Origin of the sequence: Halomonas stenophila, from assembly GCF_014192275.1 — a bacterium.
Classification (GTDB): Bacteria; Pseudomonadota; Gammaproteobacteria; order Pseudomonadales; family Halomonadaceae; genus Halomonas; species Halomonas stenophila.
Map to the genome: position 1 here is coordinate 291,566 of NZ_JACHXR010000002.1, position 24,252 is coordinate 315,817.

Consider the following 24,252-nt stretch of genomic DNA (forward strand, 5'->3'; position numbering starts at 1 on the left):
CTACTCTCAAGGTAGGTAGGCCCTTGGGGGGCAACATTCCCCCGGCGACGCCGGGATTCCCCGGGACGACACACGGGCGGCGCCGGGCCTCAGCCGCGCAGCCGGGTCAGGCCCTCCTGGGCGCTGGAGGCGACGAGCCGGCCGTGCCGGTCGTAGATGCTGCCCCGGCTGAGGGCTCGGGCGCCGCCGGCCCAGGGGCTGTCCATGTCGTAGAGCAGCCAGTCGTTGACCTTGACGTCGTGATGGAACCACAGGGCGTGATCGAGGCTGGCGATCTGCAGCGAGGGGTCGCCGAAATGGATGCCGTGGGGCACCAGGGCGGTGGTCAGCAGGTTGAAGTCGGAGCTGTAGGCGAGCAGGTAGCGGTGCAGCGCGGGATCGTCGGGTAGCTCGCCGGCCAGCCGGAACCACAGCCGCTTGCGCGCCGGCTGGCCGGCCTCGGCCGTGTCGTCCAGGGGCAGGAACTCGATGGGGTGGCCCGGGAAGCGGGTCACCCGGCCGGCCCCCGGGGCCACTCGCTCGGGGGGAGTCACCTCGGGCATCCGCGGCTGATGGGCGAGGCTCGTCTCCTCGCCGTGGAAGGAGGCGCTGCAGAAGAAGATCGGCCGGCCCTTCTGGATGGCGGTGACCCGGCGGGTGGTGAAGCTGGCGCCGTCGCGCACGGCATCGACCTGGTAGACCACCGGGCGGCTGGCGTCACCGGGGCGCAGGAAGTAGCCGTGCAGGGAGTGCACCCGCCGCGAGGCGTCCACGGTGTGGGTCGCGGCGGAGAGGGCCTGGCCCAGCACCTGGCCGCCGAACAGCTGGGGCAGGCCGAGGTCCTGGCTGCGACCGCGGAACAGGTTCTCTTCCAGGGGTTCGAGACCGAGCAGGTCCACCAGGGCGTTCAGGGCGTCGGGCATTCCGGGTATCCTCCAGGGACCATGACGCCCGGGCGAGGCCGCGGCGTCATACGAACGTTTCATGCCCGTCAGTCTACTGGAGTCCAAGGCGATGCGCAGCGACGAGTTCTACATGCACCGGGCCCTGGAGCAGGCGCGCCTGGCCGAGGAGGCCGGGGAGGTGCCGGTGGGGGCGGTGGTGGTGGACGCCGACGGGGCCATCGTGGGCGCGGGGTACAACGCCCCGGTGTCCGGCCATGATCCCAGCGCCCATGCCGAGGTCCGCGCGCTGCGCGATGCCGGGGCCCGTCTCGGCAACTACCGCCTCGACGGCTGCACGCTCTTCGTGACCCTGGAGCCCTGCCTGATGTGCACCGGGGCGATCATCCACGCCCGCCTGGCTCGGGTCGTCTACGGTGCCGCCGAACCCCGCAGCGGCATGGTCGAGTCGAAGGCCAACCTCTTCGCCCAGCCCTGGTACAACCATCGGGTCGAGGTGGTCGGCGGGGTGCTGGCCGGCCGGGTGGCCCGCCAGCTCAAGGGCTTCTTCGCCGCGCGGCGTGACGGCCGGGCCGCCGGCGCGGAGGATGACTGACGGCGGCGGGTCATGCGGGAGGCGAGCCCCGCCGGCTCAACTGCTCGGGGGGACCAGGTCGAAGAGGCCGCTCTCGGCCTCTCCGGGGAGCCGGGCGTTGAGCTGGTGGAACTGCTGCTGGCTGCGGTCCACGTAGGCGAGGATCTCGTAATAGCGGCGGATATTGCGGACATAGATGACCGGTTCGCCGCCCCGTGCATAGCCGTGCCGCGTCTGGCTGAACCATTCGCGCTCCTGGAGCAGCGGCAGGGCGTCGCGCACGTCCGCCCAGGCGTCGGGGTCGCCGCCTCGGCTCTCTACGAGGCGGCGGGCATCGTAGAGGTGGCCGAGGCCGACGTTGTAGGCGGCCAGCGCCATGAACAAGCGGTCTTCCCCGGTGATCGACTCGGGCAGGCGGTCCTTCAACCCGCGAAGGTAGCGCGCCCCGCCGCCGATGCTCTGGGCCGGGTCGAGCCGGTTGTCGACGTCCATCTCCGCGGCGGTGGCGTTGGTCAGCATCATCAGGCCGCGCACGCCGGTCGGTGAGGTGGCGCGGGGGCGCCAGTGGGATTCCTGGTAGCCCACTGCGGCGAGCAGTTTCCAGTCGAAGCCCGAGCCCCGTGCCGCCTCGCGGAACAGCGCGGTGTAGTCCGGCAGGCGGGCGTGGACATGGCCGATGAAGGTGCGGGCGCCGACGTACTCCAGGTAGTTGTCGCGGCCGAAGTAGCGGGTCTCGAGGCGCTCGAGCAGGCCGCTGCCCTGGAGCTGGTCGAGGAAGCGATTGGCCTCGCGGACCAGGCCGAGCCCCTGGCCGGCGGGGAAGGCCCAGGCCAGGGAGAGCGGCTTGCCGAGGCGGAAGCCGTCCTCCACCTCGGGAAAGAACAGGCGGTTGAGGCGAAACTGGTGCTCGAAGACCACGGCGGCATCCAGGCGACCGTCGGCCACCTGGCCCAGCAATGCCGCCACTTCCATGTCGTCGGACTCCTTCCAGCCGAGATGGGGGTGCTCGGCCTGCAGCTCGCGCATCACCCGGTCGGTCCCGGTGTCGCTGAGGGTGCCGATCTCCAGTCCCGCCAGGTCGTCGATGCCCTGCGGTGGCGGCAGCCCGCGGCGATAGACCAGCAGCGGCTGCAGCGGCATGATCGGCCGGCTGAACAGCAGGCCCGGCTGGGTCGGGTCCAGGGGCAGGGCGGCGGCACCCAGGTCCCCCTCCTCGCGGACCGCCTCCAGGACGCCGGCGATATTGTGGTCGGCGTCGAGGGTCAGGCTGACGCCCAGGTGGTCGGCGAAGCGGCGCATCAGCTCGTACTCGAAGCCGGTGGGGCCCTCGCGCCCCTCGTAATAGGTGGTGGGGGTGTTGCGGGTCTGGATGCTGAGGAAGTCCCGCTCGCGCACGGCCTCCAGGTGCGGCCCCGGCGAGCGGTCCGGCGGGTCGGGGACCAGGCCGAGCAGCAGGAGGGCGCACAGGGTCAGGTAGCCTCGCCGGTGGCGGCGGAGGTGGGCGAACAGGGATGCAGGCATGGGCGCGGTGGGCAGCGACGGGAGGCTCCACCTTACCCAGCCGCCGGTCGGCTGTCATCCATGCCGATTTCTCGCGACCGGTGCTTTCCAGTATCATGTGCGCTCGTTGCCGCCGGCCGCGGCCCCGTCATTCCGCTTGTTTCAGAGGCCCCAGGATATGCTCGAACTGCGTGGTGCGCCCGCCTTATCCGCTTTCCGTCATGCCAAGCTGCTGGCCGCCCTGCGTGCCGCCGTTCCCGAGGTCGAGGCACTCACCGCCGACTATCTGCACTTCGTCGATCACGAGGGCGACCTGGCCGGCGAGGACCGGCGCCTGCTCGAGCGGTTGCTGGACTATGGCCCGAGCCGGGACGAGGACGCCGCCGCCGGCGAGGGCCGGCTGTTCCTGGTGATACCCCGCATCGGCACCCAGTCGCCCTGGTCCTCCAAGGCCACCGATATCGCGCACAACTGCGGCCTGACCCGGATCCGGCGCCTGGAGCGGGGCATCGCCTACCGGGTGAGCTTCGCCGGCACCCTCTCCGAGGCGGCCTTCGAGACCGTCACCGCGCTGCTCCACGACCGCATGACCGAGGCGGTGCTGTTCGACGCCTCGGATGCCGCGCGGCTGTTCGCCCATCACGAGCCGGCGCCGCTCGGCCAGGTGGATATCCTCGCCGGCGGTCGCGCCGCCCTGGAGGCCGCCAACGTCGAGCTGGGCCTGGCGCTCGCCGAGGACGAGATCGACTACCTGTACGAGGCCTTCCAGGGGCTCGAGCGCAATCCCTCGGATGTCGAGCTGATGATGTTCGCCCAGGCCAACTCCGAGCACTGCCGCCACAAGATCTTCAACGCCGACTGGGTAGTGGACGGCGAGGCCCAGCCGCGCTCGCTGTTCAAGATGATCAAGAACACCTACGAGGCCTCGCCGGACGACATCCTCTCCGCCTACAGCGACAACGCCGCGGTGATTCGTGGCAGCCAGGCGGGCCGCTTCTTCGCCGCACCGCTGACCGGCGGCGCCGCCGAGCGCGCCGTCTACGGCACCCATCGGGAGCCGGTGAACATCCTGATGAAGGTGGAGACCCACAACCACCCCACGGCCATCGCCCCGCACCCGGGGGCGGCCACCGGGGCCGGCGGCGAGATCCGCGACGAGGGCGCCACCGGCATCGGCGGCAAGCCCAAGGCGGGCCTGACCGGCTTCACCGTCTCCAACCTGCGCATCCCCGAATTCGTCCAGCCCTGGGAGGCCTTCGACTACGGCAAGCCCGAGCGCATCGTCAGCGCCCTGGACATCATGCTGGAGGGGCCCATCGGCGGCGCCGCCTTCAACAACGAGTTCGGCCGGCCCAACCTGGCCGGCTACTTCCGCAGCTACGAGCAGGAGGCCCTGGGCGGTGAGGGCATCGAGCGCCGCGGCTACCACAAGCCGATCATGCTGGCCGGCGGCTACGGCAACATCCGCGAGGAGCACGTCGAGAAGGGCGAGATTCCCGTCGGCGGCAAGCTGATCGTGATGGGCGGTCCGGCGATGCTGATCGGCCTGGGCGGCGGGGCGGCCTCCTCGATGGCCTCCGGCGCGTCCAGCGCCGACCTCGACTTCGCCTCGGTGCAGCGCGACAACCCCGAGATCGAGCGCCGCGTCCAGGAGGTCATCGACCGCTGCTGGGCGCTGGGCGGCGACAACCCGATCCGCTTCATCCACGACGTGGGCGCCGGCGGCCTCTCCAACGCCCTGCCGGAGCTGGTCAAGGACGGCGAGCGGGGCGGGCGCTTCGAGCTGCGCGAGGTGCCCAACGCCGAGCCGGGCATGAGCCCGCTGGAGATCTGGTGCAACGAGGCCCAGGAGCGCTACGTGCTGGCCGTGGCCCCGGAGGACCTGGCGACCTTCGACGCCCTGTGTCGGCGCGAGCGCTGCCCCTACGCGGTGGTCGGCGAGGCCATCGAGGTTCACCACCTGGAGGTCCGTGACGGCCACTTCTCGACCCAGCCGGTGGACCTGCCGATGAGCGTGCTGTTCGGCAAGCCGCCGAAGATGCAGCGCGAGTTCACCCGCGAGCGCCGCGAGATGCCCGGCGTGATGCTCGACAACCTGGACCTGCGCGAGGCCATGGACCGGGTGCTGCGCCTGCCCACCGTGGCCGCCAAGAACTTCCTGATCACCATCGGCGACCGCTCCATCACCGGCCAGGTGGCCCGCGACCAGATGGTCGGCCCCTGGCAGGTGCCGGTGGCCGACGTGGCCGTGACCACGGCGACCTTCGATACTCATGCCGGAGAGGCCATGGCCATGGGCGAGCGCCCGCCGGTGGCGCTGATCGACCCCGCGGCCAGCGCCCGCCTGGCGGTGGCCGAGACCATCACCAACCTGGCCGCCGCGCCGATCGCCAAGCTCGGCGACATCAAGCTCTCCGCCAACTGGATGAGCGCGGCCAGCCATCCCGGCGAGAACCAGGCGCTGTATGACGCCGTGCATGCCGTGGGCATGGAGCTGTGTCCGGCACTGGGCATCGCGGTGCCGGTGGGCAAGGACTCCATGTCCATGCGTACCGCCTGGGAGGAAGAGAACGGCAAGGGCGAGCGCGAGGAGAAGAGCGTCACCGCGCCGCTGTCGCTGGTGACCACCGGCTTCGCCCCGGTCACCGATGCCATGCGCACCCTGACCCCGCAGATCAACCTGGAGCAGGACGAGTCCGACCTGATCCTGGTCGACCTGGGCGGTGGCCGCAATCGCCTCGGCGGCTCGGCGCTGGCCCAGGTGTATGGCCAGGTGGGCGACGCCTGCCCGGACCTGGACGACCCGGAGGACCTCAAGGCCTTCTTCTCGGTGATTCAGGGCCTCAACGCCGACGGCAAGCTGCTGGCCTATCACGACCGCAGCGACGGCGGCCTGCTGGTCACCCTGCTGGAGATGGCCTTCGCCGCCCATGCCGGCCTCGAGATCAAGCTCGACTGGCTGATCGACGAGCCCACCGAGGCCTTCAATGCGCTGTTCGCCGAGGAGTTGGGGGCGGTCATCCAGGTCTCGCGGCAGTACACCGAGGCGGTGCTGGCGCAGTTCGCCGCGGCGGGCCTCGAGACCTGCGGCGTGATCGCCCGGCCGCGCTACGACGACCAGGTGCGGGTGACCCTGTTCGAGGAGCCGCTGCTCGAGACCACCCGCCTGCTGGCCCAGCGCACCTGGACGGAGACCAGCTATCGCATGCAGGCGCTGCGCGACAACGCCGACTGCGCCAAGAGCGAGTTCGACGGCCTGCTCGATGGTCGCGACCCCGGCCTCTCGGCGGTGCCGACCTTCGACGTCGACGAGGACATCGCCGCCCCCTTCGTCAACACCGCCAAGCCGGCGGTGGCGGTGCTGCGCGAGCAGGGCGTCAACGGCCACCTGGAGATGGCCTGGGCCTTCGACCAGGCCGGCTTCGAGGCGGTGGACGTGCACATGAGCGACATCCTCGAGGGGCGGGTGTCTCTGGAGGACGTCAAGGGCCTGGTGGCCTGTGGCGGCTTCTCCTACGGCGACGTGCTGGGCGCCGGCGGCGGCTGGGCCAAGTCGGTGCTGTTCAATGCGCGTGCCCGGGAGCAGTTCGCCGGCTTCTTCGCCCGCGACGACAGCTTCTCCCTGGGGGTCTGCAACGGCTGCCAGATGCTCGCCCAGCTCAAGGAGCTGATCCCCGGCGCCGAGGACTGGCCGCGCTTCGTGCGCAACGAGTCGGAGCAGTTCGAGGCCCGGGTGGCCATGGTGCGGGTGGAGGAGAGCCCGTCGATCCTGCTCGCCGGCATGGAGGGCTCGCGGTTGCCGATCGCCGTGGCCCACGGGGAGGGGCGCGCCGAATTCCGCGACAGCGCCCACCTGCGCGGCATGCAGGGCAGCGCCCAGGTGGCGCTGCGCTATGTGGACAACTATGGCCAGGTCACCACCCGCTATCCGGCCAATCCCAACGGCTCGCCGTCGGGGATCACCGGCCTGACCACCCCGGACGGCCGGGTGACCATCATGATGCCGCACCCGGAGCGTGTGGTGCGGGCGGTGACCAACTCCTGGCGGCCGGCCGAGTGGACCCGCGACGGGGCCTGGATGCGCCTGTTCCGCAACGCCCGGCGCTGGCTGGGCTGATCTCCCGCGCCAGCCGACACGCCGACGCCCGGACCATGGTCCGGGCGTCGGCGTTTTCGACAGGGGAAAACGGGGTCAGGAGGCGCCGTCACCGCTGGGCGATTCCCGCTTCAGTTGCGCCTCCAGGTCATCGAGGAGGTGGCGGAACTGGGCCTGGAAGTAGTCGTGGCGGCCGAAGTCGTGACCGCAGCCATCGCAATAGACGTGATACTGATCATGGCGCCCCGGCGGGAACCGCTTCACTCGGCTGCCGCACTTGGGGCATTCGGGGCGGGTCTTCGCTTTCATATGCGCCTCTCCTGTCTCGACGATGGGCGATCCAATCGCCCGGGGCTTACCCCTAGGTATCATGGCTGGTCGCGTTTTGGTCAAGTGACGACCGTTGAATGCCGACTTATGGAGGATCCTTCCATCAAGGCTTGCGCTACCCCGCTGGCGGTCTGCAAGAGCGCCGCGGGGCGCCGGCATGGGGACCGGGAGCCCGTGACGGAGTGTGAGGCGGATGCATGAAAGACTGAGCCTGCGCTGCTAAGCGGCAGCGCCCCTGACGCGGCCGCCCGCGGCCGGTAAGATGGCGCTCCCATGCCTCGAGGTGCCGCCATGACCGAAGCCGCCACCCCCACCCTGCGTCCCTATCAGCGCCAGGCAGTCGCCCGGGTGGTGGAGCACTTCCGCGTCACCGACGACCCCGCGGTGGTGGTGCTGCCCACCGGCAGCGGCAAGTCGCTGGTGATCGCCGAGCTGGCGCGCCTGGCCCGCGGCCGGGTGCTGGTGCTGGCCCATGTGCGCGAGCTGGTCGAGCAGAACCACGCCAAGTACCTGGCCTACGGGCTCGAGGCCGACATCTTCAGCGCCGGCCTGGGCCGCAAGGAGGCAGCCCGTCAGGTGGTGTTCGGCTCGGTGCAGTCGGTGGTGAGAAACCTCGAGCGCTTCGACGACGATGCCTTCACCCTGCTGGTGATCGACGAGTGCCATCGGGTCTCGCTGGAGGAGGACTCCAGCTATCGTCGGGTCATCGCTCACCTGCGCGAGCGCAACCCGCGACTCAAGGTGCTGGGCCTGACCGCCACGCCTTATCGGCTGGGGCAGGGCTTCCTCTATCACCGCCACTACCACGGCATGGTGCGTGGCGCCGAGGACTGCTTCTTCCGCGACTGCGTCTTCGAGCAGCCGCTGCGGCTGATGGTCAAGCAGGGCTATCTCGCCGCCCCCCGCCTGGTCGACGCCGCCGTGGAGCGTTACGACTTCTCTGTGTTGGCGCCGGGCAGCGGCGACCTGTTCCAGGAGGCGGAGCTGAACCGGGTGGTGGCCGGCCATCGCGCGACCCCGTCGATCATCGAGGAAGTGGTCGCGCGCGGCGCCGAGCGAGCCGGGGTGATGCTCTTCGCCGCCAGCGTGGCCCACGCCGAGGAGATCCTCGGCTACCTGCCGGCCGGCGAGGCGGCGCTGATCACCGGGGCCACCCCTGCCGCCGAGCGCGAGGCGGTCATCGCCGCCTTCAAGGGCCGGGAGCTCAAGTACCTGGTCAACGTGGCGGTGCTGACCACCGGCTTCGATGCGCCCCACGTGGACCTGATCGCCATCCTGCGTCCCACCGAATCGGTGGGCCTCTACCAGCAGATCGTCGGCCGCGGCCTGCGCCTCGCCCCCGGCAAGGCCGATTGCCTGATCCTCGACTATGCCGGCAATCCCTGGGACCTCTATGCCCCCGAGGTGGGCAGCCCCAGGCCCGCGGCGGACACCGAGCCGGTGCAGGTCGAGTGCCCCCAGTGCGGCCACGCCAACCTGTTCTGGGGGCGGCGCGACGGCGAGCTGGTCATCGAGCACTTCGGGCGGCGCTGCCAGGGGCTGGTGGAAGATGACGAGGGTCGGCAGGGCGCGGCCTCGGGCGCCCCTCTCAGGCAGTGCGACTTCCGCTTTCGCTTCAAGGTCTGCGATCAGTGCGGCGCCGAGAACGATACCGCCGCGCGGCGCTGCCACGGCTGCGAGGCGCTGCTGGTGGATGCCGACGACAAGCTGCGCGAGGCGCTCAAGCTGCGCGACGCCCGGGTGCTGCGCGTCTCCGGCATGGAACTTCAGGCCACCGTCAACGGCCGCGGCCTGCCGCGGCTCAAGGTCGTCTACCATGACGAGGACGGCGCCACCCTCAGCGAGTGGTTCGCCCTGGAGACCCCGGCCCAGCGCGGCGCCTTCGCCGCGGTCTTCCTGCGCGAGCACCTGCGGGCGCCGGGCAGTCGCTGGTCGCCGACCACGCCGGAGGAGGTGGTCCGCGAGCAGCGCCGGCTGCGGGCGCCGGACTTCGTCATCGGCCGCCAGGTCGGTCGGCACTGGCAGGTGCGACGCAAGCTCTTCGACTACACCGGGCGCCATCGCCTCGCCGCCGAGGCCGAGTGAGCCGCGGCTTACCCTGGGCGGCGGCCCTTGGTAGACTGTGCGGTCGATCATTCGCCGACCCACCAGCCCGGAGGCCAGGCCCCGCGTGAGCGAGACGCCATCGTCCATCGAAGCGCCCGATGCCCCGCCGGGGGCCGGCGGCGCCGCGGCCGAGCCCGGTGCGGCGGAGCAGAGCGCGGCGGTGCTCGGCCGGCTGTTCGACGAGCCGATCACCCAGCTGCCCGAGGATCTCTACATCCCGCCGGAGGCGCTGCGGGTCTTCCTCGAGGCCTTCGAGGGGCCGCTGGACCTGCTGCTCTACCTGATTCGGCGGCAGAACCTGGATATCCTGGCCATCGACGTGGCCGCCATCACCCGCCAGTACATCGAGTACGTGGAGCTGATGAAGGCCATGGAGATCGAGCTGGCCGGCGAGTACCTGCTGATGGCGGCGATGCTCGCCGAGATCAAGTCGCGGACCCTGCTGCCCAAGCCGCCCAGGGAGGGCGGCGACGACGAGGAGGAAGACCCGCGGGCCGAGCTGATCCGCCGCCTGCAGGAGTACGAGCGGCTCAAGAACGCCGCCGAGGCGCTGGCCGAGCTGCCGCGGCTGGGTCGCGACTGGTTCCCGGCCCGGGCGGCCCTGCCGCCCCTGGAGTCGCGGGTGGTGCACCCGGACGTGGAACTCGACGAGTTGCTGGGCGCGCTGGCCGGCATCCTGCGCCGCGCCGAGCTCAATCAGGCCCACCAGGTCAGCCGCGAGGTGCTGTCGACCCGGGAGCGCATGCTGGCGATCATGGAGCGCCTGCATCATGAGCACTACACCCCCTTCGAGGCGCTGTTCCGCCTCGAGGAAGGCCGCTCCGGGGTGGTCGTCACCTTCATGGCGATCCTCGAGCTGGCCAAGGAGGCGATGATCGAGATCGTGCAGAACGCGCCACTCTCGCCGATCCATGTGCGGGCCCGGGTGGCCGCGGAGGAGGAGGGCGACGAGGCGGCGGCGTTCGACGACACCGGCGAGGAGGGCGAGAGCGCCTTCGTGCCGCAGGACGACGATGGGAGCGAGCCGGCATGACCGCCATGGAATTCCCCGATGCCCTGGACGAGATCCTCGAGGCCGCCCTGCTGGCGGCGGGCGAGCCGCTCTCGCTGGAGCGCCTCGATGCGCTCTTCGACGACCACGAGCGCCCGCCGAGGCGAGCGCTGCGGGAGGCCCTGGGGCGGGTCGAGTTGCGTCACGAGCGCGGCGCCATGGAGCTGCTCGAGACCGCCTCGGGCTACCAGCTGCGCATCCGGCCGCGACTCTCGCCCTGGGTGTCGCGGCTGTGGGACGAGCGCCCGCAGCGCTACTCCCGGGCGTTGCTCGAGACCCTGGCACTGATCGCCTATCGCCAGCCGGTGACCCGCGGCGACATCGAGGAGGTGCGCGGCGTCACGGTGAGCGGGTCGATCATGCGCACCCTGGTCGATCGCGGCTGGGTGCGGGTGGTGGGGCACCGGGACGTGCCGGGCCGTCCGGCGGTCTATGCCACCACCCGGGCCTTCCTCGACGACTTCGGCCTCAAGACCCTCGACGAGCTGCCGCCGATGCACGAGCTCAAGGGCTTCGATGCCCCCGAGGAGAGCCTCGAGGACGAGCCGCCGCCGCCCCAGCACGAGCTGCTGGCCCAGGCGGATGCCCCGCCGGAGGAATCGGGCGAGACGCCGGCGGCGGACGCTACACCAGACGACGCGACGTCGCCCGAGAGCGGCGACGCCGCCGCCGCGGAGGCCAGGGAGGCCGCCGCGGCCAGCGAGACGACGGCCGGGACGGCCGACGATTCCCACGCCGGGACGGCGTCAGCACGGACGGGCCTGAGCTTCGCCGACCTCGAGGCTCGCCTGTCCGAACGTGCCCGGGGCCGCGTCGACGATGACGCTGCCGCGGGGGCGGAATCCACTACCAGCGAGACAGACGACTGATGAGCACCACCACCGAGAAACTGCAGAAGGTCCTGGCCCGGGCGGGCCTGGGGTCGCGCCGCGAGATGGAAGCCGCCATCGCCGACGGCCGGGTCAAGGTCAATGGCCAGGTGGCCACGTTGGGCGACCGCATCGAGAGCCGCGATCGGGTGGCCCTCGATGACCGGCCGGTGACCCTGCGGGCCGCCGACGAGGTGCCGCGCCGGGTGATCATGTACAACAAGCCCGAGGGCGAGCTGTGCACCCGCAAGGACCCCGAGGGGCGTCGCACCGTCTTCGACCGGTTGCCACGCCTCAAGGGCGAGCGCTGGATCGCCATCGGCCGGCTGGACATCAACACCAGCGGGCTGTTGCTGTTCACCACCGACGGGGAGCTGGCCAATCGCCTGATGCATCCCTCCACCCAGATCGAGCGCGAGTACGCCGTGCGGGTCATGGGCGAGGTCAAGCCGGAGCAGCTCAAGGCCATGGTCGAGGGGGTGATGCTCGACGACGGCCCGGCTCGCTTCACCGATGTCCAGGAGTTCGGCGGCGAGGGCATCAACACCTGGTTCCACGTGGTGATCATGGAAGGCCGCAATCGCGAGGTGCGTCGGCTCTGGGAATCCCAGGGCCTGACGGTCAGCCGCCTCAAGCGGGTGCGCTACGGCAACATCTTCCTCGACAAGCGCGCCAAGGCCAGCGAGTGGGTGGAGCTCAGCCAGGACGAGATCGACGACCTGGCCGAGATGGCCGGGCTGTCGCCCCGCAAGGTGCCGGAGCTGACGCCCGACGAGAAGAACCGCTGGAGCCGCGACAAGCACAAGCGCCGGCCGGTGCAGGCGATGCGCAAGCCCAAGGCACGTCGTTAGCGGGCGCCTGCCCCCGGCCGGGGAGGCGGGCGCCGGAAGGCAAAAAAGTCCTTGCCAGGCCGGGGGCATATCCGTATTATCTGCACCCGTTCGGACGGGTCGTTAGCTCAGTTGGTAGAGCAGTTGGCTTTTAACCAATTGGTCGTAGGTTCGAATCCTACACGACCCACCATCCGAACCTGAGACCATGGCGACTGAGCCGCCATGCGTTGCGGGTCGTTAGCTCAGTTGGTAGAGCAGTTGGCTTTTAACCAATTGGTCGTAGGTTCGAATCCTACACGACCCACCAGACATAGCGCCCCTGCCTCCCATGAGGCAGGGGCGTTCTGCGTTCCGGGGGCAGGCGGCGCCGGCGCCGTTGTGCTTGCAACCCGGCCGAGACGGCGTCATCATCGGCGGGCGTCATGTTTCTCGCCCGGAGTGAATGAATCACGCGTTATCCGGTCTAGAATGGACGCGGGTCGGCCACGGCGGAAGACGCGACGGTTGACCCTCTGGCGTGTCGCGGCGTGCGGAGTGCACGCGTGTCGGCACCTGGTGCAATGCAGGGGGAGCCCCTGCCGGTCACAGTGGTAGACACGATGACGATCATGACTTCCCATGCCGAGCTGCGCGATCAGCTGGCACGTACCTATTGCCCCACGCGTATTCCCGCCGAGGACGAGGCCCGTATCGAGGAGATCAAGCGTCTGCTCGAGGCCCACAATGCCGTGTTGGTGGCCCACTACTACACCGACGACGCCATCCAGCAGCTGGCCGAGGAGACCGGCGGCTGCGTGGCCGACTCCCTGGAGATGGCCCGCTTCGGCGCCCGCCACGAGGCCGATACCCTGGTGGTGGCCGGCGTGCGCTTCATGGGCGAGACGGCCAAGATCCTCTCCCCGGAGAAGCGCGTGCTGATGCCGACCCTGGAGGCGACCTGCTCGCTGGACGTGGGCTGCCCGGCCGAGGAGTTCAGCGCCTTCTGCGACGCCCATCCCGACCGCACCGTGGTGGTCTACGCCAATACCTCGGCGGCGGTGAAGGCCCGGGCCGACTGGGTGGTGACCTCGTCGATCGCGGTGGACGTGATCGAGCACCTCAAGGCCCGTGGCGAGAAGATCCTGTGGGCCCCGGACAAGCACCTGGGGGGCTATATCCAGAAGCAGACCGGCGCCGACATGCTGCTCTGGGACGGCGCCTGCATCGTCCACGAGGAGTTCAAGGCCAAGGGGGTCGAGGACCTCAAGGGCCTGTACCCCGAGGCCGCGGTGCTGGTGCACCCCGAGTCCCCGGCCTCGGTGGTCGAGTTGGCCGATGTGGCGGGCTCCACCTCCCAGCTGATCAAGGCGGCCAAGGAGCTGCCCCAGGACAAGCTGATCGTCGCCACCGATCGCGGCATCTTCTTCAAGATGCAGCAGGCGGTGCCCGAGAAGACCCTCTTCGAGGCGCCCACCGCCGGCAACGGCGCGACCTGCAAGAGTTGCGCCCACTGCCCTTGGATGGCCATGAACGCCCTGGACAACATGGCCGCCGCCCTGCGCGAGGGCAGCGGCGAGATCTTCGTCGATGATGCCCTGCGTCTTGCCGCCTTGAAGCCCCTGGAGCGGATGCTCAACTTCAATCGCTAGGCTTCGCCTAGAGCTTGAAGCTGGAAGACAGCCCTTGGATGCGGGCTTTGGAAGGCGACATGCTGCCTTCCAGCTTCCAACTGTTACTGAAACTCCTCCATGGCCTCCCGGTACTCGATGAAGGCCTCGCGCCGCTGGGCGATACGCCCGGCGGCGTTGTCGTCGTGTTCCGCTTCCGCCACGTCCTTGGCCACCTCGAGCTGGCGGATGGCGCGATCGATATGGCCGGTGAGCTGCAGGTGCTCGGCCCGGGCCAGGTGCCCCCAGGCCGGGCGACCGCTGCGACCGGCGGCCTCGGCGAGCAGGTCGAAGACCCGGGGATCCTCGGGGCGTCGGGTGGCCAGCTCGCTGAGCTGCCGGTAGGTCGCGTCGGGATCGCGCTGCAGCAGGGCCTCGCCGAGCAGCAGGCTGGCCGGCACGTAGTCGGGCATCAGGCGCAGCTGATGGCGGCTGCGGGCGATGGCGTCGTCGACGCGGCCGGCGTCGAGGGCCACCTTGGCGGCCGAGGCGGGGAGCATCGCCAGGTCCGGCAGGCGCCGGGCCAGGGCATCCAGGGCCTGCAGCGCGGCCTCGCTGCGTCCGGCCTCGGCATCCGCCAGCGCGGCCAGATAGCGACGGGCCATCTCCGGGGCCTGGCCGCGGGCCAGGCGGGTGGCGGCCTGGCGCGGGTCCTGGTCGTGGATCGCCAGCAGGGCGCGGGCACGGATCAGGTGGTATTCGATAGACTCGTCCCGGGGCGCGCTTGCGCCGAGCTGGTCGGCCCTGGCCTGGGCATCGCTGATGCGTGATTCCGTGACCGGGTGAGTGAGCAGGAATTCCGGCGGGTTGCCGCCCTGCAGGGAGATCTTGCGCTGCATGGTGCGGAACATCTCGACCATTGCCTGGGGGTCGTAGCCGGCATCGGCCATGGCCTGCAGGCCGACCCGGTCGGCCTCCCGCTCGAAGCGCCGCGAGTAGGCCAGCTGATCCTGGAATAGCGCGGCCTGGGAGCCCATGGCGGCGGCGATGCCGGCATCGCCGCCGCCACCGGCGGCGATCAGCATCCCGGCGAGCATGGCGGCCATGGCCGGGATCTGGGTCTGCTCGGCGCGGGCCTGGCCCCGGGCATAGTGGCGTAGGGAGAGGTGGCCGAATTCATGGGCGAGCACCGAGGCCAGGGGCGCCTCGCGCTCGGCGAAGGCGAACAGCCCGGCGTTGATGCCGATCACGCCGCCGGGCACGGCGAAGGCGTTGAGTCGCTCGCTGGCGACCAGGGTGATCACCGGGTCGATGCCGCCGACGTGGCTGTAGGGCAGCAGGCCGTCCACCAGGGATTCCACGTAGTGCTGGGCGATGGGGTCCTGCCACTGCGGGGCCTTGGCGCGAAACTGACGTAGCCAGGCGCGGCCCAGGCGTACCTCCTTGCCGCTGACGGCCTGGGTGTCGCCGCTGATCAGGCTGGGCAGGCCGGCATCGTCGCCAGACTGGCCGAGGGCCGGCACGGCGACGGCGAGGCTGAGGGCGAGGGCGGTGAGACAGGACAGGGGGCGACGCAGCATGGCCTTCCTCGTCAGAGAGCGGAACGGAGCGAGACGGCTCCCTTCCGACATTGATTCGTCCGGAAAAGTGCCTTTAAATCCCAAGAGTTCATGTCGGCAACCTGCCCCGCTCGGGCCCGGCATGCCTCTGGCATTCTCCCGGGAGACAATATGGCTGTGCAACCTGATGACGTGCTCGACGCACGGGGTCTTCCCTGTCCGCTGCCCCTGCTCAAGGCCAAGCAGGCCCTGTCCCGGTTGGCGCCGGGGCAGTTGCTGGAAGTGATGGCCACCGACGCCGGGTCCTGGCGGGACTTCGAGACCTTCATCGCCCAGAGCGATCACGAGATGCCGGCCCGTGAGGAGCGCGGCGAGGTCTACCATTACTGGATTCGCAAGGGTGGGGAGCAGGCTCCATGACCCTGAGGTCGGTGTTCCGTGGCTGGGTCGACCATTACCTCTCCGACGAGGAGGCGGTCATCCTGCTGATCATGCTGGTGCTCGGCTTCGCCGTGGTGATCTGGCTGGGCAAGATGCTGGCGCCCTTCCTCACCGCCCTGGTGATCGCCTTCCTGCTGCAGGGCGCGGTGAACGCACTGACCCGGCGACGCGTGCCGCATTTCCTGGCGGTGATGCTGGTCTACCTGGCCTTCATCGGCGTGCTGCTGGCGATGGCGCTGATCCTCATGCCGCTGATCTGGAACCAGCTGGTCAACCTGGTCCAGGAGACGCCGCGCATGTTCGCCAGTGGCCAAGAGCTGCTCGACGACCTCCAGACGCGCTATCCCCAGCTGGTGACCCCGGACCAGATCCAGGCCTGGATCGGCATGGCCGGCCGCGAGGTCACCCAGCTCGGCCAGCGCGCCCTGACCCTGTCGCTGGCCTCGCTGGGCAACGTGGTGGCGTTGATCGTCTACCTGGTGCTGGTGCCGATCCTGGTGTTCTTCATGCTCAAGGACCGCGACCGGCTGGTGGGCTTCACCGTCTCGCTGCTGCCCAAGAATCGCGGCCTGATGACGCGGGTGTGGCAGGAGATGGACGATCAGATCGCCAACTACGTGCGCGGCAAGTTCACCGAGATCATCATCGTCGGTGGCGTGGCCTTCTTCACCTTCATGTTCTTCGGCCTGCCCTATTCGGCCCTGCTGGCGGTGCTGGTGGGCCTGTCGGTGCTGGTGCCCTACATCGGCGCCGCCGTGGCGACCCTGCCGGTGGCGGCGGTGGCGGGTTTCCACTTCGGTCTCGGTGACCAGTTCCTCTACGTGATCATCGCCTATGGGGTCATCCAGGCCCTGGACGGCAACGTCCTGGTCCCGGTGCTGTTCTCCGAGGCGGTCAATCTGCACCCGGTATCGATCATCCTGGCGGTGCTGTTCTTCGGCGGCGTCTGGGGCTTCTGGGGCATCTTCTTCGCCATCCCCCTGGCGACCCTGCTCAAGGCCCTGGTCTATGCCTGGCCGCGGGGCATCCAGCAGCGCCGCCAGGAGGTCTCCAAGGAGGAGGAGACCGTCGAGACCTGAGCGCGTCCGCCGTGAGTCGGACACGCGGCCCTCACTGCCCGGCGTGCAGCGCCCGGGCGGCCTCCAGCACCTCGTCGGCGTGCCCCTTCACCTTGACGCCCCGCCATTCCCGGGCGAGCGTGCCGTCGGCATCGATCAGGAAGGTGCTGCGCTCGATCCCCAGGTGCTCCTTGCCGTAGAGCTTCTTGAGCTTGATGACGTCGAACAGCCGGCACAGCGTCTCGTCCTTGTCGGAGAGCAGCGGGAAGGTGAACCCCTGCTTGGCCTTGAAGTTCTCCTGGGCGCGGATGCCGTCCCGGGAGACGCCGACGATCACGGTGTTGGCGGCCTCGAAGGCCTCCTTGCGGTCGCGGAAGTCGCCGCCCTCGGTGGTGCATCCCGGCGTGCTGGCCTTGGGATAGAAGTACACCACCACCTGCCGGCCGCGCAGCGCCGAGAGGCTCAGGGGGGTGTCGCCGGTGGCGGTGGCGGTGAAGTCGGGCACGGGCTGGCCGATGCTGACGGTCATGGAGGACTCCTCGGGTCGCGGTGGGCAAAGGCCCCGATTACACGCAACCCGGGGCGAACTGTAAAGTCGCCGCTGTACAGGCTCTCGAGCCCTGAGTACCATTTGACCCCTGATATCGAGACCCCGGGCGGGGCGGGATCCTTGAACGGTGACCCTGGCCGCAGCGGTCACCCCGGCAGGCAGTTGAGAGGACAAGCAGAGCATGATCACGGGCAGCATCGTCGCACTGGCGACACCGATGAAGGTCAACGGCGATATCGACTGGGAGGCCCTGCGGGCCCTGGTCAACTTCCATCTCGACCACGGCACCGATGCGATCGTCGCGGCGGGGACCACCGGCGAGCCGACCACCATGTCATTCGCCGAGCACTTCGACGTGATTCGCACCGTGGTGGAGGAAGTCGGCGGGCGCATCCCGGTGATCGCCGGCACCGGCGCCAATGCCACTTCCGAGGCGGTCGAGCTGGCCCGCTACGCCAGCGAGGTGGGGGCCGACTACTGCCTGTCGGTGTGCCCCTACTACAACAAGCCGACCCAGGAAGGCCTCTACCAGCACTTCAAGGCCGTGGCCGAGGGCAGCAACCTGCCGGTGATCCTCTACAACGTGCCCGGCCGCACCTGCTCGGACCTCTACAACGAGACCGTGCTGCGCCTGGCCGAGGTGGACAATATCGTCGGCCTCAAGGATGCCACCGGCAACCTGGAGCGCGCCGAGGACCTCATCGCCCGCCTCAAGGGCAGCGACTTCATGCTCTATTCCGGCGACGACGGCACGGCCTGCGACTTCATGCTGATGGGCGGCCATGGCGACATCTCGGTGACCGCCAACGTCGCGCCGCGGGCCATGCACGAGCTGTGCGTCGCTGCCGTGGCCGGCGAGGTCGACAAGGCCCACCAGATCAACACCCGGCTGATGCCGTTGCACACCAACCTGGGCATCGAGGCCAACCCGATCCCCGTGAAGTGGGCCCTGCACCGCATGGGGCTGATCGAGCCGGGTATCCGTCTGCCGCTGACCTGGCTCTCCGAGAAATACCACTCCACCGTCAGCGAGGCCCTGCAGCTGGCCGGTGTGATCGACGACTGAGCGGCGCCCGAGCCGCAACCTGGACAACCCGATGCAAGGTGGATGCATGAGCGCTGCGCTGAAATGGATGCCCCTGGTGGCCGCCCTGGCCCTGGCCGGCTGTGCCCGCGACGGCTATTTCGACGACCGTCGCGTCGACTATGCCGAGGCCGAGGCGAGTGCGCCCCTGGTGCTGCCCGACAGCCGGGACACCCGCCGCTACCGGGATGCCATGCCGGTGCCAGAGGCCGCCGGCAGCTTCGCTTCCCAGGGCGACGACTTCGAGGCCCCGCCGCCCCGCGCGCTGGGCGCCGGCAGTGGCGTCGAGGCCGGTGACGTGGCTCGCCGCGAGGCGACCGGGCAACGCTGGCTGGTGGTCGGTGCCGAGCCCAGTGCGGTGTGGTCCGAGCTGGAGCGCTTCGCCGACGAGCGCGGCCTGCAAGTGGTGAGTCGCGATTCGAGCCGGGGCGTGCTGGAGACGGACGCGGGACGCCTCAGCGTGCGCCCGGGCCTGCAGCCCGGGGCCAGCGAGGTCCGCTGCGAGCAGGCCGGCACGCCGCTCGAGGGCTGCCTGCGGGCCCTGGAGCGGCGCTTCGAGGCGCGCGGTGCCACCGCCAGCGCCTCGTCGCTGGCGGTGCAACGTGCCCCCGAGGAGCGCATGCGTCCGCTGCTCGAGCAGCGCGCCGGCGAGTGGCGCCTGGTGATCCCCTTCGACCTGGAGCGGACCTGGGCCGAGCTCAGCTACCAGCTCGAGGCCGACTTCTCGGTGGCCGAGCGCCGCGAGCTGCTGGAGCAGGACGCCGACGGTCACCGCTTCCTGGTGGACTACCTGACCCTCAGCGAGCGCAGTGAGGGGCTGCTCGGCACCCTGACCAGCCTGGGCCAGGCATCGCCCCAGCGCATTCGCCTGGTGCTGGAGGCCAGCGGGCCCGAGCGCACCGTGCTGCGCGCCGAGCCCGCCGACGAGCGCGAGCTCTCCGCGGAGGATCGCCGTGAACTCCTCGAGCGGGTGGCGGGCCTGCTGGGCTGATGAGGGAGTCGCCGAGCCTGGAGGGGGCCGGACGCCTGCATTTCGCCTCGCTGGGCAGCGGCAGCAAGGGCAATGCGACCCTGGTCAGCGACGGCGAAACGCACCTACTGGTCGACTGCGGTTTCGGCCTCAGGGAGACCGAGCGTCGCCTGGCCCGCTTCGGCCTGCACCCCCGCCAGCTCGATGCCGTGCTGGTGACCCACGAGCACGGTGATCACGTGCGCGGTGTCGGTCCCCTGGCCCGGCGCCACCGGGTCCCGGTCTACCTGACGCCGGGCACCTGGCTGTCGGGCAAGCTCGGCGAGGTGCCGCACCGCCACTGGATCACCCCCCAGTCGCCCTTCCGGGTGAAGGGCTTCGAGATCGACCCGATCACCGTGCCCCATGATGCCCGGGAGCCGGTGCAGTTCCGCCTCGCCGCCGCCGACCGACGCCTCGGCCTGCTCACCGACCTGGGCCATCCCAGCGAGCACGTCGTCGAGGCCTTCCGTGGCTGCGATGCGCTGGTGCTGGAGTGCAACCACGATGTCCACCTGCTCGAGACTGGCCCCTACCCGCCGAGCCTCAAGCGTCGGGTCGGCGGCCAGTGGGGCCACCTGGCCAACGCCCAGGCCGCCTGGCTGCTCCGGCGGCTGGGGCTGGAGCGGTTGCAGCGCATCGTCTGCTCGCACCTGTCCGAACACAACAACCGCCCCGAGCTGGCCCTGGAGGCCCTGGTGCCGCTGCTCGACGGCGACGATTCGCGCCTGACGGTGGCCGCCCAGGATCAGGGGCTGGACTGGCAGGCGATCACCTGATCCCCGTATCCTCTTATACCTACCGCCTGTGGAGGCTTCCCATGGAAAAGCGCCAAGAACTCTATGCCGGCAAGGCCAAGTCGGTCTTCGCCACCGATGACCCGGATCGCCTGATCCTGCACTTCCGTGACGATACCAGCGCCTTCGACGGTCGGCGCATGGAGTCGCTGGAGCGCAAGGGCAAGGTCAACAACCGCTTCAACGCCTTCATCATGGGCAAGCTGCAGGAGGCCGGCATCCCCACCCACTTCGAGGGCCTTCGCTCCGACACCGAGTGCGTGGTCAAGAACCTCGACATGCTGCCGGTGGAGTGCGTGGTGCGCAACATCGCCGCGGGCAGCCTGGTCAAGACCCTCGGTGTGGAGGAGGGCAGCGAGCTCAACCCGCCGACCTTCCAGCTGTTCCTCAAGAACGACGAGCTCCATGACCCGATGATCAACGAGTCCCTGGCCGAGACCTTCGGCTGGGCGACCCCCGAGCAGCTAGCCGAGATGAAGGCCCTGACCTTCCGCGTCAACGAGGTGCTCAAGCAGCTGTTCGCCGATGGCGGCCTGCTGCTGGTGGACTACAAGCTCGAGTTCGGGCTCTTCCAGGGCCGGATCGTGCTGGGTGACGAGTTCTCCCCGGACGGCTGTCGCCTGTGGGACGCCGAGACCCGCGAGAAGCTCGACAAGGATCGCTTCCGTCAGGGCCTGGGCGGGGTGATCGAGGCCTACGAGGAGGTGGGTCGCCGCATCGGCGTCGATTTCGACTGAGCCAGCCGCCGAGGCATACCGAACGAAGGGCCCTGCGGGGCCCTTCGTCGTGTCGGGCTCCTACACCGCCACGATCTCGACGACCTCCAGCAGCGTATTGCCTTCTGCATCGGCCTGGGCGCGGAAACGCACGTCCAGGTCGCGCAGGCGCACCCCGTAGACCCGCTCCTCGGCACCGCGGCGGTAGGCCGGGCGCGGGTCCTGGGCCAGCACCTGGGCGATCAGCGCGCGCAGCGAGTCGCCGTCGGTCCGGGCGGTGAGGGCGGCCTCGGCGTCGCGGGTGAAGCGCACGGGCAGCGCCGCCGGCGCCTCGGGGGCGAAGCCGGCCCGGGCCTCGGGGCGGGCCTCGGCCCAGGGCAGGTAGGGCTTGATGTCGAGCACCGGGGTGCCGTCCACCAGGTCGGCCCCGCGCAGCGTCAGGCTCACCCCGGCGCGCGTGTCGATGGCGACGAGTTCCACCAGCGACAGGCCCAGACGATTGGGGCGATGGGTGCTGCGGCTGGCGAAGACCCCCACCCGGGCATTGCCCCCCAGGCGCGGCGGGCGTACCAGGGGCGTCCAGCGCTCGGGGCTCAGGTGGAAGACGAAGGTCAGCCACAGGTGGCTGAAGGCCTCCAGGCCGCGCACCGCCAGCGGGTCGTCGAAGGGGGGCGCCAGTACCAGGCGGGCGCGGGCGGCCTCGGCCAGGCCGGGCTGGCGGGGGATGCCGAACTTGTCGGGAAAGTCGCTGGCGATATGCCCGATGGGCGTCATGGGCAAGGCGGCAGAGGGGGCGTGCATGGCGGGTCCTGATGGCGGTCGCCGTCGGGCATTGGCCCGGGCGCCTGGCTTCGGTAATCTCTGGGCGTCTCCATTCTCGCAGGAAGTCCCTTATGCGTCATGCCGACCCCGTTTCCCCGGCGCCCCCGGACGGTCCGGCCACCCCCCGGCCGCCGCGTATCCTCTATCGCCAGGCGCGGGTCCAGGACGGCATCGACCAGGCCGAGGTCTTTCGCCACGCGGTCATGCAGGGTGCCATGGCGCACTACGCACTGGCGGCGCGGGAGGCCTGGGCCGCGGTGCTGCCCCGCGAGGGCTGTGCCTGGGCGGCGCGCCAGGCACTCTATACCACCCTGGTGGCGACCTGTGACGGCCGCTGCGTGGGCTTCATCGAGATCGACCCGCGCCGCCACTACGTGGAGTCCCTCTATGTCTGGCCCTCCCTGGCCCGCCGCGGCATCGGCTCGACCCTGCTGGCGCATGCCGAGCGACTGTTGCGGGAGCAGGGGGCGACGCGCCTGGGCATCGACGCCAGCCTGGTGATGGCCGACGCGCTGGAGCGGCGCGGCTGGCGGCGGGTGCGCGAGGAGTGGGTCGAGCGGGGTGGCCAGCGGCTGTGCCGCCGGCATCTGGTGAAGTCGCTGGAAGCGTCGGATGGCTGAGCGCTCAGGCGTCCTGCTCGACGATCCGCATCGACAGGTCGATGGCCTTGACGTCCTTGGTCAGGGCGCCGCTGGAGAGGCAGTCCACCCCGGTCTCGGCGATGGCCCTGAGGGTGGTCTCGTCGACATTGCCCGAGGCCTCCAGGGTGGCCCGGCCGCCGGTGCGTTGCACCGCCTCGCGCATGTCCTCCAGCGAGAAGTTGTCGAGCATGATCACGTCGGCACCGGCGGCCAGCGCCTGGTCCAGCTCCTCGAAGGTCTCCACTTCCACCTCCACCGGCAGGTCCCGGGCGATGCGCCGGGCCTCGTCCACGGCGGCCCCGATCCCCCCGCAGGCGGCGATGTGGTTCTCCTTGATCAGGAAGGCATCGAAGAGCCCGATGCGATGGTTGTGCCCGCCGCCGCAGGTCACCGCATACTTCTGGGCCAGGCGCATGCCGGGCAGCGTCTTGCGGGTGTCCAGCACCCGGACCCCGGTGCCCGCGAGCAGGTCCACGTAGTGGCGGGTGCGGGTGGCGGTGGCCGAGAGGGTCTGCAGCAGGTTGAGGGCCGCCCGCTCACCGGTCAGCAGGGCGCGGGCCGGTCCCTCGAGCTCGAGGAAGGCGTCACCGGCGGCCACCCGGTCGCCGTCGGCGGCCTGCCAGCGCAGCGCGACCCGGGCGTCGAGTCGCCGGAACAACTCGTCGACCCAGGCCACCCCGCACAGCACGGTGTCCTCCCGGGTGATCACCCGGGCCCGGGCCCACTGTTTATCGGGAATCAACTCGGCGGTGATGTCGCCGGGGCCGACGTCCTCGGCCAGCAGCCGGGCGGCGCTGTCACGGATCTCTTCGGCAAGGGCATCCTGGTAGTGCATGGCGGGCCTGTCTCTGTGCTGTGAAGCTGGAAACGTCCATTATAGGGGAAACGCAAGGACAGACGTCAGGGGGAAAGATGCCGATTCACGATGGCTGGCTCGAGGGGGCCCGCCGGGTGCCGTCACCCCATCAGGATGTGCGCCCGGACGGCGAGGTCTCGTTGCTGGTGCTGCACTCGATCAGCCTGCCGCCGGGGCGGTTCGGTGGCGATGCGATCGAGCGGCTGTTCACCAATCGCCTCGATCCGGCCGGGCATCCCTTCTTCGCCGCGATCGCCGGCCTCGAGGTCTCGGCGCACCTGCTGATCCGCCGCGACGGCGAGTGCGTGCAATTCGTGCCCTTCCAGGCGCGAGCCTGGCACGCCGGTCGCTCGTGCTGGCGGGATGGCGGGATCGAGCGCCAGGCGCTGAACGATTTCGCGGTGGGTATCGAGTTGGAAGGGGACGAGGTGTCCCCCTACACTCAGGCCCAGTACCGAGCCCTGGCGGCGGCCACCCGGGCCTTGCAGGCGAGCTATCCGGCGCTCACGCCCGAGCGCATCACCAGCCATGCCCATGTCGCGCCATTACGCAAGAGCGACCCCGGGCCGGCCTTCGACTGGGCCTACTTTCGTCAGCAGTTGGTGGCGGCCGACATTTATGCGTAATAAAACATGCATAATATCGTGCGCTCCTCGCCGGTTGCCACGGGTGGTGCGGCCTGGCCGGGGCCTTTCTCGAGCGTCTACGTTCGGCGGGAGGCCCCGGCTGGCCAGTGACTGGGCGGTCTGCTGGTTTTTTGAAAATATTTTTCAATCCTGCTCTAATTGGCAGCCGCGAGCGTTTACGGTATCTTCGGCGCACCCACCGACATGGGTCGCGTTGACTTGTAAAACGACTACAACCTAGGACAACGGCTTGGAGGTGATCCCTTC

Annotated in this window: 22 protein-coding genes and 2 tRNA genes; 17 read left to right on the plus strand and 7 right to left on the minus strand. The window is 69.9% G+C overall.

What is annotated here, in order from left to right:
• Positions 1-89: 89 nt before the first annotated feature.
• Positions 90-902 (minus strand): acyl-CoA thioesterase, encoded by an 813-nt coding sequence (locus tag FHR97_RS05300; protein WP_183382733.1) that lies wholly within the window; start codon positions 900-902, stop codon positions 90-92.
• 91 nt (positions 903-993) lie between these two features.
• Between FHR97_RS05300 and tadA the strand changes: the two genes are divergently transcribed.
• Positions 994-1,476: a tRNA adenosine(34) deaminase TadA gene (gene tadA / locus FHR97_RS05305; RefSeq protein WP_183382947.1), complete on the plus strand. Its 483-nt coding sequence runs from the start codon at positions 994-996 to the stop codon at positions 1,474-1,476.
• Positions 1,477-1,512: 36 nt separating this feature from the next.
• Here the strand turns inward: tadA and mltF are convergent, their stop codons facing one another.
• Positions 1,513-2,976, minus strand: coding sequence for a membrane-bound lytic murein transglycosylase MltF (gene mltF, locus FHR97_RS05310; protein ID WP_183382734.1), 1,464 nt, complete (start codon positions 2,974-2,976; stop codon positions 1,513-1,515).
• Between the two features lie 157 nt (positions 2,977-3,133).
• Between mltF and purL the strand changes: the two genes are divergently transcribed.
• Positions 3,134-7,072 (plus strand): phosphoribosylformylglycinamidine synthase, encoded by a 3,939-nt coding sequence (purL, locus tag FHR97_RS05315; RefSeq protein ID WP_183382735.1) that lies wholly within the window; start codon positions 3,134-3,136, stop codon positions 7,070-7,072.
• 75 nt (positions 7,073-7,147) lie between these two features.
• On the opposite strand, the gene FHR97_RS05320 is transcribed toward purL, so the two are convergent.
• Positions 7,148-7,360 carry a hypothetical protein gene (locus tag FHR97_RS05320; RefSeq protein WP_183382736.1) on the minus strand — a complete coding sequence of 71 codons (213 nt, stop codon included), beginning with the start codon at positions 7,358-7,360 and terminating at the stop codon, positions 7,148-7,150.
• Positions 7,361-7,672: 312 nt separating this feature from the next.
• Here FHR97_RS05320 and radD point away from each other — a divergent pair, with 312 nt between their 5' ends.
• The 7 genes from radD (at position 7,673) to nadA (ending at position 13,868) form a co-directional block, all read left to right on the plus strand.
• Complete coding sequence (radD, locus tag FHR97_RS05325) at positions 7,673-9,466, plus strand: DNA repair helicase RadD (protein ID WP_183382737.1); 1,794 nt, start codon at positions 7,673-7,675, stop codon at positions 9,464-9,466.
• A gap of 85 nt (positions 9,467-9,551) precedes the next feature.
• Positions 9,552-10,520, plus strand: a complete 969-nt coding sequence (locus FHR97_RS05330) for a segregation/condensation protein A (protein ID WP_183382738.1) — start codon at positions 9,552-9,554, stop codon at positions 10,518-10,520.
• Positions 10,517-11,407, plus strand: a complete 891-nt coding sequence (gene scpB / locus FHR97_RS05335) for an SMC-Scp complex subunit ScpB (protein WP_183382739.1) — start codon at positions 10,517-10,519, stop codon at positions 11,405-11,407. Before FHR97_RS05330 ends, scpB begins: the two co-directional genes overlap by 4 nt.
• Positions 11,407-12,258 (plus strand): 23S rRNA pseudouridine(2605) synthase RluB, encoded by an 852-nt coding sequence (gene rluB / locus FHR97_RS05340; protein WP_183382740.1) that lies wholly within the window; start codon positions 11,407-11,409, stop codon positions 12,256-12,258. The genes scpB and rluB overlap by 1 nt, the downstream gene beginning before the upstream one ends.
• Positions 12,259-12,354: 96 nt before the next feature.
• Positions 12,355-12,430, plus strand: a tRNA-Lys gene (locus FHR97_RS05345).
• 41 nt (positions 12,431-12,471) lie between these two features.
• Positions 12,472-12,547: transfer RNA gene (locus tag FHR97_RS05350), tRNA-Lys, on the plus strand.
• A 292-nt stretch (positions 12,548-12,839) separates the two neighbouring features.
• Positions 12,840-13,868 carry a quinolinate synthase NadA gene (nadA, locus tag FHR97_RS05355; protein WP_425486064.1) on the plus strand — a complete coding sequence of 343 codons (1,029 nt, stop codon included), beginning with the start codon at positions 12,840-12,842 and terminating at the stop codon, positions 13,866-13,868.
• Positions 13,869-13,951: 83 nt separating this feature from the next.
• Here the strand turns inward: nadA and FHR97_RS05360 are convergent, their stop codons facing one another.
• A complete protein-coding gene (locus FHR97_RS05360) occupies positions 13,952-15,406 on the minus strand; it encodes a M48 family metalloprotease (protein ID WP_183382742.1) in 1,455 nt (484 codons plus the stop codon).
• Positions 15,407-15,556: 150 nt separating this feature from the next.
• Here FHR97_RS05360 and FHR97_RS05365 point away from each other — a divergent pair, with 150 nt between their 5' ends.
• Together FHR97_RS05365 and FHR97_RS05370 are read left to right on the plus strand one after the other, a co-directional pair.
• Positions 15,557-15,805, plus strand: a complete 249-nt coding sequence (locus tag FHR97_RS05365) for a sulfurtransferase TusA family protein (RefSeq protein ID WP_183382743.1) — start codon at positions 15,557-15,559, stop codon at positions 15,803-15,805.
• Entirely contained in the window at positions 15,802-16,905 is a 1,104-nt protein-coding gene (locus FHR97_RS05370; RefSeq protein ID WP_183382744.1) for an AI-2E family transporter, read from the plus strand. The genes FHR97_RS05365 and FHR97_RS05370 overlap by 4 nt, the downstream gene beginning before the upstream one ends.
• Positions 16,906-16,936: 31 nt before the next feature.
• Here the strand turns inward: FHR97_RS05370 and FHR97_RS05375 are convergent, their stop codons facing one another.
• Positions 16,937-17,413 carry a peroxiredoxin gene (locus tag FHR97_RS05375; protein ID WP_183382745.1) on the minus strand — a complete coding sequence of 159 codons (477 nt, stop codon included), beginning with the start codon at positions 17,411-17,413 and terminating at the stop codon, positions 16,937-16,939.
• A gap of 202 nt (positions 17,414-17,615) precedes the next feature.
• Between FHR97_RS05375 and dapA the strand changes: the two genes are divergently transcribed.
• The 4 genes from dapA to purC are packed head-to-tail and all read left to right on the plus strand — an operon-like array spanning position 17,616 to position 21,061.
• Positions 17,616-18,500, plus strand: a complete 885-nt coding sequence (gene dapA, locus FHR97_RS05380) for a 4-hydroxy-tetrahydrodipicolinate synthase (RefSeq protein WP_183382746.1) — start codon at positions 17,616-17,618, stop codon at positions 18,498-18,500.
• A 46-nt stretch (positions 18,501-18,546) separates the two neighbouring features.
• Positions 18,547-19,509, plus strand: a complete 963-nt coding sequence (locus tag FHR97_RS05385; RefSeq protein WP_246403785.1) for an outer membrane protein assembly factor BamC — start codon at positions 18,547-18,549, stop codon at positions 19,507-19,509.
• Positions 19,509-20,306, plus strand: a complete 798-nt coding sequence (locus FHR97_RS05390; RefSeq protein ID WP_183382747.1) for an MBL fold metallo-hydrolase — start codon at positions 19,509-19,511, stop codon at positions 20,304-20,306. Before FHR97_RS05385 ends, FHR97_RS05390 begins: the two co-directional genes overlap by 1 nt.
• 41 nt (positions 20,307-20,347) lie before the next feature.
• Entirely contained in the window at positions 20,348-21,061 is a 714-nt protein-coding gene (gene purC / locus FHR97_RS05395; protein ID WP_183382748.1) for a phosphoribosylaminoimidazolesuccinocarboxamide synthase, read from the plus strand.
• A gap of 60 nt (positions 21,062-21,121) precedes the next feature.
• Here the strand turns inward: purC and tsaA are convergent, their stop codons facing one another.
• Positions 21,122-21,841 carry a tRNA (N6-threonylcarbamoyladenosine(37)-N6)-methyltransferase TrmO gene (tsaA, locus tag FHR97_RS05400; protein WP_246403791.1) on the minus strand — a complete coding sequence of 240 codons (720 nt, stop codon included), beginning with the start codon at positions 21,839-21,841 and terminating at the stop codon, positions 21,122-21,124.
• Positions 21,842-21,933: 92 nt separating this feature from the next.
• On the opposite strand from tsaA, the gene FHR97_RS05405 reads away from it, so the two are divergent.
• The gene (locus tag FHR97_RS05405; protein WP_183382749.1) at positions 21,934-22,482 is read left to right on the plus strand and encodes a GNAT family N-acetyltransferase; all 549 of its coding nucleotides are present in this window, start codon (positions 21,934-21,936) and stop codon (positions 22,480-22,482) included.
• Positions 22,483-22,486: 4 nt separating this feature from the next.
• Here FHR97_RS05405 and nadC read toward each other — a convergent pair whose 3' ends face one another.
• Positions 22,487-23,338: a carboxylating nicotinate-nucleotide diphosphorylase gene (gene nadC / locus FHR97_RS05410; protein ID WP_183382750.1), complete on the minus strand. Its 852-nt coding sequence runs from the start codon at positions 23,336-23,338 to the stop codon at positions 22,487-22,489.
• A 77-nt stretch (positions 23,339-23,415) separates the two neighbouring features.
• Between nadC and ampD the strand changes: the two genes are divergently transcribed.
• Entirely contained in the window at positions 23,416-23,985 is a 570-nt protein-coding gene (gene ampD, locus FHR97_RS05415; RefSeq protein WP_183382751.1) for a 1,6-anhydro-N-acetylmuramyl-L-alanine amidase AmpD, read from the plus strand.
• Positions 23,986-24,252: the final 267 nt, after the last annotated feature.